The sequence below is a fragment of the Cytobacillus mangrovibacter genome (assembly GCF_042865275.1).
GTDB lineage: Bacteria > Bacillota > Bacilli > Bacillales > Cytobacillaceae > Cytobacillus > Cytobacillus mangrovibacter.
In genome coordinates this window covers 22,864-36,607 of the sequence record NZ_JBIACJ010000004.1, presented here as the reverse complement: position 1 = coordinate 36,607, position 13,744 = coordinate 22,864, and the positions used below count along the sequence as shown (strand labels likewise).

8 protein-coding genes are annotated in these 13,744 nt (G+C 40.3%); 5 read left to right on the top strand and 3 right to left on the bottom strand.

Translation table 11 applies throughout. From position 1 onward, the window contains the following. Positions 1–149: 149 nt before the first annotated feature. The 3 genes from ACFYKT_RS08790 to ACFYKT_RS08780 form a co-directional block, all read right to left on the bottom strand. Positions 150–1,208: a DNA-processing protein DprA gene (locus tag ACFYKT_RS08790; protein ID WP_389218407.1), complete on the bottom strand. Its 1,059-nt coding sequence runs from the start codon at positions 1,206–1,208 to the stop codon at positions 150–152. Position 1,209: 1 nt separating this feature from the next. Beyond that, entirely contained in the window at positions 1,210–2,742 is a 1,533-nt protein-coding gene (locus ACFYKT_RS08785) for a YifB family Mg chelatase-like AAA ATPase (protein ID WP_389218404.1), read from the bottom strand. A 275-nt stretch (positions 2,743–3,017) separates the two neighbouring features. Next, a complete protein-coding gene (locus ACFYKT_RS08780; RefSeq protein WP_389218401.1) occupies positions 3,018–3,794 on the bottom strand; it encodes a transposase in 777 nt (258 codons plus the stop codon). A gap of 767 nt (positions 3,795–4,561) precedes the next feature. Between ACFYKT_RS08780 and ACFYKT_RS08775 the strand changes: the two genes are divergently transcribed. The 5 genes from ACFYKT_RS08775 to ACFYKT_RS08755 all read left to right on the top strand — a co-directional run bounded on the left by ACFYKT_RS08775 (position 4,562) and on the right by ACFYKT_RS08755 (position 13,738). Then, positions 4,562–4,966, top strand: coding sequence for a hypothetical protein (locus ACFYKT_RS08775; protein ID WP_389218398.1), 405 nt, complete (start codon positions 4,562–4,564; stop codon positions 4,964–4,966). Positions 4,967–5,003: 37 nt separating this feature from the next. Beyond that, complete coding sequence (locus ACFYKT_RS08770; RefSeq protein ID WP_389218394.1) at positions 5,004–5,201, top strand: hypothetical protein; 198 nt, start codon at positions 5,004–5,006, stop codon at positions 5,199–5,201. A 312-nt stretch (positions 5,202–5,513) separates the two neighbouring features. After that, on the top strand, positions 5,514–5,954 hold the full coding sequence (locus ACFYKT_RS08765; RefSeq protein ID WP_389218391.1) for a YtoQ family protein: 441 nt from the start codon (positions 5,514–5,516) through the stop codon (positions 5,952–5,954). Positions 5,955–6,453: 499 nt separating this feature from the next. Continuing rightward, complete coding sequence (locus ACFYKT_RS08760) at positions 6,454–9,183, top strand: 5'-nucleotidase C-terminal domain-containing protein (protein WP_389218388.1); 2,730 nt, start codon at positions 6,454–6,456, stop codon at positions 9,181–9,183. A gap of 58 nt (positions 9,184–9,241) precedes the next feature. After that, on the top strand, positions 9,242–13,738 hold the full coding sequence (locus ACFYKT_RS08755) for an endonuclease (RefSeq protein WP_389218385.1): 4,497 nt from the start codon (positions 9,242–9,244) through the stop codon (positions 13,736–13,738). Positions 13,739–13,744: the final 6 nt, after the last annotated feature.

Below are 13,744 nucleotides of genomic sequence, written 5' to 3'. Positions count from 1 at the left end.
TATAAAGAGTTCCTCTGTCCCCGCTATGCCTTAAGTACATGGCTTATAAAAGCTACTCACAACATCATTTTTCCATAAGAATTCCATTAACTCTAGAATCCAGAATCAGCATTTGTTAGGAAGGAAAACATGAGAAACGTCCCCATGTTCTATCTCTTAAAAACTATATTTCCTCTAATGATGATTTGTTTTTCTAGTTCTAGATGGAGAAGTTGATCCGTTATTTCGGATTCACTGAGGTTTAGTTGATTGGATAGTTGCTGAATGGTGGAGGGTTCCTCGGAAAGAAGGTGTAAGATAGGATCTTGTGTAGTTTGTGTTGCAGGTAAATGCTTGCTATTTTTCATTTTATCCAAGGCAGCTTGGAGGCTATGGATTCCTAAATAGGGAGGAATTCCGTTAGATAGCAGGTTGTTCGTACCTATTCCTTCTGGGGTATCAATTCGATTAGGGACGGCGTATACGGGTTTGTTATTTTTAACGGCGAATTGGGCAGTCCATAGGGCTCCGCTCTGTTCACCTGCCTCCACGATCACAAGCTCAGTGGACCAAGCGCTAATTAAAGCATTTCTTGCGATAAAATATTTGGGCAACGGTGCCGTTCTGGGTGGATATTGGGAAATAAATGCACCTCCTTTTTCAAGGATTTGATTGTAGAGCTGCCTTTGTTCTGGCGGATAACAAATATCTGGTCCGCATCCGAGGAAGGCAAGAGTGTATCCCCCTTTTCGAATGCAAGCAGCTTGAGCATAGCTGTCGATTCCTTTTGCAAAGCCACTAATGACTGGAATATTTAATGACGCAAGTTCCTCACCTATCTGCTCTGCTATTTTCTTTCCATACAAGGTGCACCTTCTAGCACCAACGATTCCTACAGTCGTCAGAAGTGGCTGGATTTCCCCTCGATAATAGAGGACAATTGGTGATCCCTTGCTTTCACTTGCAAACTTAGGATAAAGCACATCGTCAAAAAAAAGCAGGTTTATTCCACTTTTTCTAACCTCGTTAAGTATGTTCTCTGCTTCCTTTAGAGAGCGGTTAAAGGTGATGGATCGCAGTGCATTATTTGTCATTTTTGGAACACCGGTTAACTCTTCTTCGCTTGCTTCATAGACTTCTTTCGGGTTAGAAAAATAAGTAATAAGCTGTTTTTGCAAAACTGGTCCTACGTATTTCAATCTACTTAACCAAATCCAATAGACATCCATATCAGTTCCCCCTTAATAATGATGTTTCTTTTTCAATATCCCGGCTTAAGAGACTTTTCTTTAAATGGTGAATTTGAATGTGATCTGCTCCTTCTAAGTCTGCTATCGTTCGCGCAACTTTAATGAATTTATGCAGAGATCTGCCGCTATATTGGAAGCAGCGATACGCTTGTTGCAGCAGGCTGGTACAATCATTATCTAGAACACAGAATTTCTTGATCAATGCTGGCGTTAACTGGGCATTGCAATTAATTTCAGGGAATTCCTTGTACCGCTCCTGCTGAGTCCTCCTTGCTTTTTCAACTTGATCTCGGATCAATTCAGAGCTAATTCCCTGATCCTCATTATTAAAAAAATCAACTATGCCAACATACTTTTGAATATCCATTCGATCCATTATCGGTCCAGAAAGCTTCTGCCGATATTTTATAATTTCATAATCGGTACATCTGCATTTCGATTGACCATGATAACCACAAGGACAGGGGTTCATCGCACCTACAAGCATAAAATTGGCTGGATATGTGTTCGATCCCCATACTCTCGAAATGGTGACAGAATAATCTTCGAGTGGCTGCCTCATCGAATCAAGGGCCTTTTTGCTAAACTCAGCTATTTCATCTAAAAATAAAACACCATTATGAGCAAGGGAAATTTCACCCGGCAGTGCAAAGGTTCCACCGCCAATTATCGAGTTTATGGAAGCGTTATGGTGTGGGGATCTAAAGGGGCGCTCAGTTATTAGGTTGCCTTTATCCTTTAATAGATTAGCAACACTGTATATTTTCATCACTTCGAGTGATTCTTCCTCAGTCATTTTTGGCAGAATCGTAGGAATTCGCTTGGCAATCATCGATTTCCCACAGCCAGGCGGCCCAACCATAAGAAAGTTATGTCCACCAGCAGCAGCTATGCTTATGTATTCAACCAAAGAATGAAGTCCTTTTACATCTTTGAAATCTATCAAGTAGTCATTTGGAGGTTGAGGTTGAGTGGCTGTTGCAAATCCTGTGGAATGAGGTGGTTTACCTTCTACTACATCGATTGCATCCTTTAGTAAATTGCAGCCGATAATTTCTACCCCTTTTACAAGCTGGGCTTCTTGGACATTTTCTTTTGCAATAATTAACCTTACAATTCCTCGCTCCTTCGCCTCAATAACCATTGGCAAGATGCCAGAAACAGGACGAATAAAAGAGTTAAGTGACAATTCCCCGATCAGCCCTGTATTTAAAAAGGCGACAGGTTTTATTTGTTGCGTTTGAACTAAAAGCCCGATTGCCATCGGTAGATCAAAATGTGTGCCAGCCTTTTTCATATCAGATGGAGCGAGATTAAAAACAATCTTTTGAGGCGGAAAGGAATAGCCAGCATTCTTTATCGCCGCCTCCAATCGCTCCTTCGCTTCCTTAACCGCCTTATCACCCAACCCAACAATCGATACAGAAGGCAGCCCAATCAAAGTATCCGTTTCAACCTCCACAAGATGACCTTGTATGCCTGTAATCGTAAAGCTATATACAGTCGATGCCATTTTTAAACACTCCTTTTCGGGACGGTTCTTGCGAAACTTGGGGACGTTTCTTTTGTTCCTACTACACTGCATAAAGAAACATGGGGACGTTTCCGCTGTTTCCTACTACGTTTCATAAACAAGCTTAAAGAAAACACCAAAGTCTAGCATAGTGGTCATATTAAACTACCAGTAAATTTTACTTCCCACATCATTTTTCTATAATAACTGCCAAAAACCATGGAATTTAGGCTTAGCATTCTCTTTGAAGGGAAACATGAGAAACGTCCCCATGTTCATGCTTTAAATAAAAGACTCAAAGAAACGCCCAAAATTCTTGCTGCCTGACGCAGTGTTAGCCCATCGATCTCTTTCACTTTTCGCAGCAATTCGTCTCTTTTTATCTTTGGTAAACTTTTTACTTGTGCAATTTCAATTGATCCAAGTAGTTTCTTGATTTCATGCCTGGCTTCTTCATCTGATAATCTTCTTCTATTCACTCGATAGCTTAGACATTTATCATCATTTTTCATCTCGTTAAATTCTTTAAAACTATCAATTGCAAGGGTACTTTCAACAGAAAACATCCGTAAAATAAAATCACAATCCAGCATGCCCTTCGGGTGAGAATTGCCACCATAGTATCCTAAACAACTGCTCCACTTCCATTCATCAGCATGGTTAACCATTCCGGCCTTAACCGGATTTTGGTGGATATACCTTACAACCTTCTTTAAATAGCCATCATTTTCGACATTCTCACTTTTGAATCGCCCCTGAAATAGATGACCTGTTGTTCTATATTTCCAGTGGTAATACATAACATAGCTCACCCCTATCCGTTTCATTGTAATTGAAATATCTTCATTCCCTTCTTTTATCAGCAAATGTACATGATTCCCCATCAAGCACCACGCATATACAATCAATCCATATTTTGCTTTATACTTTTTAAGGCTATCGAGAAATTTCATCCAGTCTTCATCATCATGGAATATTTCCTGCCTATTCGCACCTCTCCATATAATATGGTAGATTCCGGTTTTACTTTTCACTCTGGCCATACGAGCCATTTCTATCACCACTATCTATAAAATTTGTTGTAAAACGCGTTAAAACCCTAATCTTGATGCCTTCTTCAACGATTGTGAAATGGAAAAAATCCACTCGATCATTAGCTTGCATGTACAATTGCAGGTATTGGAATTTTACAAATGGATATGTTTATTGTTGTGATGAGGGTATGTGAAGTGAGATTCGTTACCGTGGATTGTATCCTATTAATATGATCTCCCCCACGTCTAACGACTGCTTGAACCTAATGCCATTTCAGCAAAACTTCACAGTGGACAAGCGGAATTTCATTGGTATAGGTGGGGTCTGTCCTCTTAAACGGACAGGAATGATGCGGAAATAGCTAAATTTCAAAAGGGAGCTATTTAGGGGAAATTGATATTATTTGGACCATTCACACGATAATCCTTACTTATAATTTTGAAATCAAACCTCCTTGCTAAAAAGGGTAATTAAAAGAAAATAGGGACTAAGAATGTTTAGATTGCTGATTGGGGAAATAGGCGGGCTAGATCGTTTAGAGATAAGCGGGATTTGTGGTTCTATATTCATATTCCACATCAAACTCATAAATCCTCCCAATATTTTTTGCAAATTTATAGAAACATGTAGAAACATGGGGACGTTTCTCGTGTTTCTTTCCTGTACTTTCTGACTTGAAATTGGAAAACTAAGAAACGAGAGAACCGTCCCCTCATCCATGTATTGACATTGTAATTACAATGTGTATATAATAGTTTTATTCTTTTAAGGAGGAATGAGCTAAATGGATACGAATTTGCAAATCCGTATATCAAAAGAGTTGAAGGAAAGTTTTCAATATATCGCTAAGGAAAATAATAAAGATACCTCTTCACTAGTACGTGAATGGATTTCTGCTTATGTAGCCGAACATCAAAAATCAGATGAAGATATAGCTGCTGAACTTTATCTGGCAGGATATCAATTACAACAAGTACTTGGAGGCAGAGAAAGTGTTAGCAAGGAGTTTGTAAAACAATTACAAGAATATGCCTTAACAGATCAAAAAGAGTTCACACAGTTAATATTAACTACCTATTTAAATCTTGATTTAGCAATTCCTGCAATTGTTCAGAAAACATACAATGGATTTGCCTTTTCACAAATGTATTTGATGGGCCTAATTGGGGAAAAACCGAAGGAGAAATAATTGTTCATACGTACAAATAAATTTAAAGGAAGATTAGATGATATTTTTGGAAAAGGTCTTTAACTGGATGCTAATAATCGGACTTTTACTATTACTTGGCAGGATAATTACAGCTGTATTCTTATTTCTAGATATGCCCTTTACCACCTTTTTCAAAGACTACAGTGCCATTTCAATTATTATTTTAATAATCGGTGCGATTGGGCAGCACTTTATGAAGTCTAATAAAATATAGAAAACACAGGGACGGTTCCTGTGTTTCCTTTCGTTTATTTCTAAATTACACTAATAATAAAAAGTACTACTATTAACATCCCCAATAAACCCATCACTGTAATACAAATTCGATAATAAGAAGACTTCTTACTTCTTAATAAGTTAGACATACGACTCACTACTTAGCTAGTTTCAACAATAGATTGCTCTAATATGAGCTCTACCCTTAAGAAGAGAGAAAAAGAAACACAAGAAACGTCCCCTTGTTTCAAATCATTTTGAAAATCTTGTAAAATCTGATAGAGTTAGAACAAAGTTGGGAGGGATAATAATGGAGTTAACCGTTTATTTAGCTGGACAGATTCACGATAATTGGAGAAATGATTTGGAAAAAAAGGCTAAAGGAAGAAATTTACCGTTACTATTCGTTGCACCTCAAACAAACCATGAGAGATCAGATCATATCGGTGAGGAAATTCTAGGGAAACAACCTGGCGATTTGTATAGGGATGATGCAGCATCTGATATTAATAATTTCAGAACACAGGTTTTAATGCAAAAATCAGATATTGTCATTGCATTATTTGGTGAAAAATATAAACAATGGAATACAGCAATGGATGCTAGCACAGCTATAACAATGAATAAGCCTACCATTATCATTAGACCTGAATCATTAATTCACCCATTAAAAGAACTTTCAAATAAAGCAAATGTGACTGTGGAAACAGTTGATCAGGCATTGGATGTAATAGGTTATATTTTTGAATAGAATTCTAGATTTGGTGAAAGAGACAGAGGGTAGTTACTTGCCCTTTGTCTCTTTATTTGTAGTGGCCTCAGAGTGACATGGGGACAGGTTCGTTGTCCCATTTGATTTGATTGGGATATGATATCTATCCCTCTTGTCCTTTTTATGGGAAACGAAAGAAACGTCCCCTTGTTCCCCTCTCCCCAGAAATTTATCGACAAATCTCGAGTCGTTCCTATGACGCATGAGTTTAAACCTAATAGCCGTAAAACCAATACGCAAACTTTGCGGTTTATCTTAATTATGGCTATCTACCTAGAAACATAGGAACCGTCCCCATGTTCCACAAACAAAAGGAAACACAAGAAACGTCCCCACGTTCTACTAAAGAAACACGACATGTCTCTTTGTAAAGAATATATTAAAAATTTTAAAGATAAAGTAAATTTATAAAACTAGCATTGGCTGCATAGTATAATACAGGCGAAATGCCTAGACTTTTAGAATTGGAGGTTTTGAGATGGGTTACAAGTCAGATAGGTACAAACGGTTTGTAGCAACAGCGGCTGCGGCAGCTTTGGTTGTTTCTGCGGTTGCACCTGTTAGCGCATCGACATCAGATGCGACAGGAGAGTATAAGGCAGCTGTAGAGTATGTTAAGTCTGCTGGTATTGCCAATGGATTGGAGAATTCACTGTCTAAGGTAAATGATCCAATCAAACGTGGCGATGTCGCAGTAATGGTTGCCAATGCATTAAGATTGGACGTGCAGAATGCTCCTTCTACGAAGTTCACTGATTTGAATGCACGGGTAAAGGGTTCTGTAAACGCCTTATTTGCCAAAGGGATTATTAACGGAAAAACGGCAAGCAGCTTCGCACCTGATGATTACATAACAAGAGCTGAGCTTGCGAAGGTTTTGACGATTGCATTCGGTTTGAAAGCGGGCACTGTGAAAAACGGTTTTACCGATGTAAGTTCGCCATGGGATCCTTATGTGGATGCATTACTGAATTCGGGGCTCACAAAAGGCGTGAGCGCAACAAAATTTGGTTCTTCTTTGAAAGCTACGACTGGACAAGTCGCTTTATTCATCTACCGTTCGAAGCATTTGCTGGACACTGAAGCGCCGGTACTAAAATTTGAAGGGCAAAAAACAATCTATGTTTCTTACGGGGCATCATATAATCTGCCAACTGTAACAGCGACAGATAATTATGACCCAGCCGTTAAAGTGACGACTGTCATAAAGGATGCTTCTGGTAAAACAATTGATAAGTTGGATACGAAGAATCCTGGAACATACACAGTTACGTATTCTGCTGTTGACTTAGCAGGCAACCGCGCTGCTGATGTGGTCTTAACAGTGATCGTTTCCAGCCCATCAACAACATCTCCACCGGTTGTAAACCCTGATCCGCCGGAAAAAGATAATTTTACGCTCTCTCTAATGCATACGAATGATACACATGCACACTTGGATAATGTTGCGAAACGGATCACGGCGATTAAAGAGGTTCGAGCGAAAAAACCGGATGCTGTATTAGTTGATGCAGGGGATGTTTTCTCTGGTACACTCTATTTTAATGAATATAAAGGACAGGCAGACTTAGCATTTATGAATCTTGCAGGCTATGATGTTATGACTTTAGGTAATCATGAATTTGATCTTGGAGGTTCTCCAGAAGGTCATGAGGCATTGGCTGATTTCATTAAAGGTGCTAAATTCCCAATCGTCAGCAGTAACGTTGATTTCTCGAAGGATGCTAACTTGAAGGATTTGTTCGTTCCTGGACTATCTTCCAACCCTGAGGGCGGCAAAATCTACAATTCATTGATTAAGACGGTCGATGGTGAAAAGATCGGTTTTATTGGTTTAACGACCGAAGAGACATCAAGCATTGCATCTCCTGAAGCTGTAGAATTCAAGTACTATATTGATTCTGCACAAAACGCAGTTGATTCTCTAGAAAAACAAGGTGTTAATAAAATTGTAGCAGTTACCCATATCGGTTTCGATGATAACGTGCAGGTTGATAATGATCTTGAGCTTGCAAAATTAGTAGATGGCATCGACGTCATTGTTGGTGGACATAGCCATACAAGACTTGATGCAGCTGTCGAAGTGACCAAGGACGAAGAAGGAAAAGAAAAAGATCCAACGATTATTGTACAGGCGTATCAATATGGTGATTTCTTAGGAGCATTAGATGTTGAATTTGATGCAAAAGGAAAAGTTGTTGCGAAAACAGGTCAATTGATTGATGTATCCAAAAAAGCAGATGACGAAGAAGCAGCCGAACTTTTAAAAGAGTACTCTTCCAAAATTGATGATTTGAAGAATACTCAAACAGGAGCAACTGCGACTGAAGCCTATCCAAATCCTCGTCTTACTGATGAAGGAAATGTGGAAGGTGTGAGTGTTCGTGCTACTGAAACGGCACTAGGAAATCTAATTGCTGATGGCATGCTTGCAAAAGCGAAAGAAAAAGACCCACGCACTGTGATTGCGATGCAAAATGGCGGCGGTATTCGTGCAGCACTTGACAAAGGACCAATCACATTAGGGGATATTTTAACTATCCTTCCATTCGGCAACACTCTTGCAACAATGGAATTGTCTGGTGCGGAAATCAAAGCAGCTCTTGAACACAGCGTGAGCCAAGCACCAAAAGAGAGTGGCGGCTTCTTGCATGTTTCAGGAATGAAATTCACATTTGACAGCACAAAGCCAGTTGGGGAACGAATTGTTTCCATGGAAGTCAATGTTGGCGGAGACTATGTGGCAATAGAAGAAAATGCTAAATACGTGGTAGCAACAAATGCATTCACAGCTAAAGGCGGAGACGGATTTAATGTCTTCAAAGCAGCGTATGAAGCAAGCCGTGTCACTGACTGGGGCTACTCAGATTGGGAAACATTCAGAGATTATGTCAAAGCGGAAAAAGAAGTGACACCGACAATTGAAGGTCGCATCAAGGACGTAACTAAAGAAGCACCCGTTGTGACAGACGATAACTTCTCCGGTACACCAGACAAGCCGGCTGTATACACCGGAGATGTAACAATCAATGTTGACTCTGTCGCAAAATTAGAGAACGCAACTGTTAACGGAAACCTGACAATTACTGGTGATGTGGCAAACTTGTCATTTACTAACGTGACAGTTCATGGCGATCTCAACTTGACTGATTTTAACGGAAATGTAAATCTCAATGGAATCGTGGTTGACGGTGAAACAATTTTCTAATTCAACGCTTTTCGAAAAATAATCCTAATTCTGATAGGAGAAAAGGAGATTCATACGCATGAATAAAGGCAGGTTCAAAAAATCCTTGACCACGTTGATGGCAAGCGGCTTAGCCGTAAGCTTAATGATTCCATCAGTGCCTTCTGTAGCAGTCGCAGCAACCACAGCTTCCGATTTGATTATTTCGGAGTATATTGAAGGCAGTGGCGTAAACAAAGCGATTGAAATCTACAATGGGACTGGTGCACCAGTTAATTTAGAAGGATATACACTTGAGCTCCATGTTAATGGTGCAGCAACAGCAGCCCAAAAAGCCAACTTAACAGGAACAATTCAAGACGGTGACGTATTTGTTTTGTATAATAGCCAAGCAGATGCGGCAATTAAAGCGCAAGGCGACTTGGTAAATAATAACGTCATTAATTTTAACGGTAACGATCCCGTTGTTTTAAGAAAAGCTGGTGATGTGGTCGACTCTATCGGACAAGTTGGATCTTCTGCTGATTTTGCGAAAGATGTGACGTATGTAAGGAAAAGTAATGTTACAACTGGAGATAAAGAGATTAATGATGCTTTTGACCCTACCCAATGGAATGCAGAACCAATAAATACTTTTACCTTCTTAGGTTCACACACAATGAACGGAACGGACCCAGGTCCTGACCCAGACCCAGAAGAACCTGAAGTAATCTCTATCGCTGATGCACGTGCAAAAGGTATAGGCGAGAAAGTAACGATTAAAGGAACTGTTGCAGCTAACTTAAAAAATACAATTTCTGTTCAAGATACGACAGGCGGAATTGCCGTACGTCCGACAAGCCTTGGTGTAAATATTGGCGATGAAGTGACTTTAACAGGAACATTGGCTGACTACCAAGGGCTACTTCAATTGGACGGAGCAGTCGTAGATTCAAAAACTGAAAACGCTGGTTCCCCTACTCCAAAAGTGGTGACAGGCAGCCAAGTGAACGAAGACCACGAGTCACAACTTGTAACAGTTAACAATGTTACGTTAACTGCAGTTACAGGCACAAGCTGGAAAAACTTCACAGCTTCAGCTGATGACGCTAGCTTCATCGTACGTGATGAAAATGGCGCATATCCTTCATTAACGGTTGATGTGACATATGAGTCGATTACAGGCATCGTGCAGCAATTCGGAACAGACTATCAAATCATTCCGCGTTCAGGGCAGGACATTGTAGTAGATAGTTCCACTCTAAGTCCAGCCGTTGCTCAGCCAGGAAGCGGTACGTTTGTTGGAAGTACAACCGTTGCCTTGTCTACAACGACAGCTGATGCTGAAATCTTCTATACGGTCGATGGTTCTGAACCAACAGACAAAAGCACGAAGTATACGGCACCAATTGAAATCACAAAGAACACGACTCTTAAAGCTGTTGTAAAAGCAAAAGACGGCAAACTGAGTGACGTGTCAACATTTGAATATGTCATTACAGATGCTTTACAAATCCATGATATCCAAGGTGAAGGACACAACACGCCATTTGATGGAAAAATGGTTGAAGGCCTTGAGGGAATTGTAACTTATTCATTCACCCTTAGCGGTTCCTATTACTACACAATCCAAACACCGGATGCTTTAGCAGATGATAATCCGAACACTTCCGAGGCGATCCATTTATATAGTGGGAAAAATGCATGGCCAATTAAAGTCGGTGATTTGGTTTCAGTGACTGGTAAAGTAAGTGAGTATGCTTATGATGGATATGATGACCGTAACGTAACAGACTTAAAGACTACTCAAATCAATGTGCGCAATGATCAAGGTGGAAAAGTTGAGAAAATCAAAGAAAATGTAGCATTGCCAAAGCCAATTATTCTCAACGAAGAGAATGTCGCGTTTGAAGCAATTGATAGCGATCAACTTAAGGTATTCAATCCTGAATCAGATGCGATCGACTTCTGGGAAAGCGTTGAGGGAATGCGTGTTGAAGTGGGCAATGTAAAAGCAGTTGCACCGCAGGAACATGGTGATTTAATAACTGTTCTCGAAAGTGCACCAACGAATACACTTCACGGTGGATTATTATATGAAAAGGAAAAACAAAACCCGAATCGCATTCAGTTCCGCTTAGAGCCGAATGGTCCTGGCCGTGATTTTGAAATAGCGACAGGTGATTCATTCACAGGTCCAATTACAGGGGTTGTGGGCTATTCATACCAGAACTTTAAAATCTACGTTTCTTTGGATGAGATGAAGGAAGCAAAAGTGAAAGGTACTGCTACACCAGAGAAAACAACGATCATTAAAGCGGATGATAAGTTAACGGTTGCCTCATACAACCTTGAAAACTTTTCGAACAATACGAAGGAAACATCCAATGACAAGGCTCAAAAATTAGCGCGAGCAATTGCTGGAGATATGCAAAGCCCAGATATTGTTGGTGTGACAGAAGTTCAAGATAATAATGGTCAAGATGCTGGTGATTCTAAAGCAAACCAAAGCTATGAGCGCCTTATTACGGCAATCAAAGCAGCTGGCGGCGTAGAGTATAAATATGCAAATATTGATCCGGTAAACAACATGGACGGTGGAGCACCAAATGCCAATATTCGTGTTGGATTCCTTTACAATCCTGAACGTGTTAAATTAACCGAAGGCATTCCAGCTGGTAATGCGACAACTGCTGTCGGTTATGAAAACGGAAAATTGACCTTGAATCCTGGCCGTATCGCCCCAACAAATTCAGCATTCAATAGCAGTCGTAAGCCAGTGGCTGCCCAGTTCGAATTCCAAGGCGAAAATGTCATTGTCATTGCTAACCATTGGAACTCCAAGACGGGTGATACACCATTATTTGGTGCCATTCAGCCGCCAGTGTACAAGAGCGAAGAACAACGTCATAAGATTGCGCAAATCGTCCATGACTTCGTAGCAGATATTAAAACGAAAAATCCGAAAGCAAATGTCGTTTCATTAGGAGACTTCAACGATTATCAATTCTCTGAATCTCTCAAGATTCATGAGGGTGACATCATGACGAATATGATTAATCGAATCGAAGCATCTGATCGCTACACTTATTTATATCAAGGGAATTCCCAAGTGCTGGATCATATTTTAGTAACTAACAATTTAACTGATCAAACAAAAATTGATATTCTTCATATCAATGCCGATTTTACAGACATGGCTGGCCGTGCAAGTGACCATGATCCGGTAATGGTTCAGATTGATTTAAAAGACGCACCACCTGTCGTAGACCCAATCACACCTGAAAAGATTTACGACTTTAAAAACTTCACAACAAAGAAATTAACTATCACGAAGAAAAGTGCTTCCGTTACACTAGATGCACAATCTGTGATTACAGAAGGCGTCTTGCTGAAGGGCGAATATGCAGAACTTCATGGAGAAGGATTTAAAACGAATGAAGTGACAATCAATCCTGTAAGTGCAGGTGCGATTATCGATTTAAAAGGAACAGAAATGAAGAAAATCATCATTGACGGTCCAAATGTAAGTGAAGTTCGCGGCGCTGAAAACATAGCAGCTATTGATTTCATTAACGGCGCAGATGCTTCGAAGATCAAGTTCACTAATACGAAAGGGGAACCAATTGCGGTTCCCTCTTTTCCTACTGACAACAAAGCGCCTATTGTAAAATCAGCGATTCCGAATCAGTCGGGTAAGGCTGGAGAAGCCATATCGGTCTCCCTCAACAACCATTTTGAAGATCCAGATGGAGATGAATTGACTTATACGGCTACACTTGGAACCGTGGCTGGTAGCACACTTACGCTTAATCTGACAGAGGGCAGCTATATCGTCGGTGTGAGCGCATCAGACGGTAAAAAATCCGTAACAACTCAATTTTCTGTAACAATTAAAGCGGATGAAAATCCAACAAATCCAAATGATTATTACTTCGGCGCATACGGAAAGACTGGGCAAGAGTTGAAAACGACTCTTCATGACATTATTGATGAAAATAAAGAGCTTTCCTATGATGAGGTGTGGACTGCTCTCCGACAAACGGATGAAGACCCAAATAATAAGGATAACGTCATTTTGTTTTATTCTGGCGAATCCCGTTCGAAAAATCGGAACGGCGGGAATGTGGGGGATTGGAACCGTGAACACACATGGGCAAAATCACATGGCAATTTCGGAACATCCAAAGGACCAGGCACTGACATCCATCATTTACGGCCAACGGATGTACAAGTAAACAGCCACCGCAGCAATTTAGATTTCGATAACGGCGGCAGCTCAGTTCCAGGCTGTAATGGCTGCAAAAAGACAAGCAATTCCTTTGAGCCACCTGATCGCGTAAAAGGTGATGTAGCACGGATCCTCTTTTACATGGCTACACGCTATGAAAAAGGAGACAAAGTAGACCTTGAACTGAACGAAAAGCTTGGCAACGGGTCAGCTCCCTACCACGGCAAACTCTCCACACTATTAAAATGGCACCAAATGGATCCAGTTGATGACTTCGAAAAAAACCGTAATGAAGTAATCTTTAAAATTCAAGGAAACCGTAATCCATTTATTGACCATCCTGAGTGGGTAAGCGAGATTTGGTAAACATGG

Bases quoted from the DNA above. Each gene is read 5' to 3' on its own strand.
- ACFYKT_RS08790 (WP_389218407.1), bottom strand. From the start codon at position 1,208: ATGGATGTCTATTGGATTTGGTTAAGTAGATTGAAATACGTAGGACCA.
- ACFYKT_RS08780 (WP_389218401.1), bottom strand. From the start codon at position 3,794: ATGGCTCGTATGGCCAGAGTGAAAAGTAAAACCGGAATCTACCATATT.
- ACFYKT_RS08755 (WP_389218385.1), top strand. From the start codon at position 9,242: ATGAATAAAGGCAGGTTCAAAAAATCCTTGACCACGTTGATGGCAAGC.
- ACFYKT_RS08770 (WP_389218394.1), top strand. From the start codon at position 5,004: ATGATATTTTTGGAAAAGGTCTTTAACTGGATGCTAATAATCGGACTT.
- ACFYKT_RS08775 (WP_389218398.1), top strand. From the start codon at position 4,562: ATGGATACGAATTTGCAAATCCGTATATCAAAAGAGTTGAAGGAAAGT.
- ACFYKT_RS08765 (WP_389218391.1), top strand. From the start codon at position 5,514: ATGGAGTTAACCGTTTATTTAGCTGGACAGATTCACGATAATTGGAGA.
- ACFYKT_RS08785 (WP_389218404.1), bottom strand. From the start codon at position 2,742: ATGGCATCGACTGTATATAGCTTTACGATTACAGGCATACAAGGTCAT.
- ACFYKT_RS08760 (WP_389218388.1), top strand. From the start codon at position 6,454: ATGGGTTACAAGTCAGATAGGTACAAACGGTTTGTAGCAACAGCGGCT.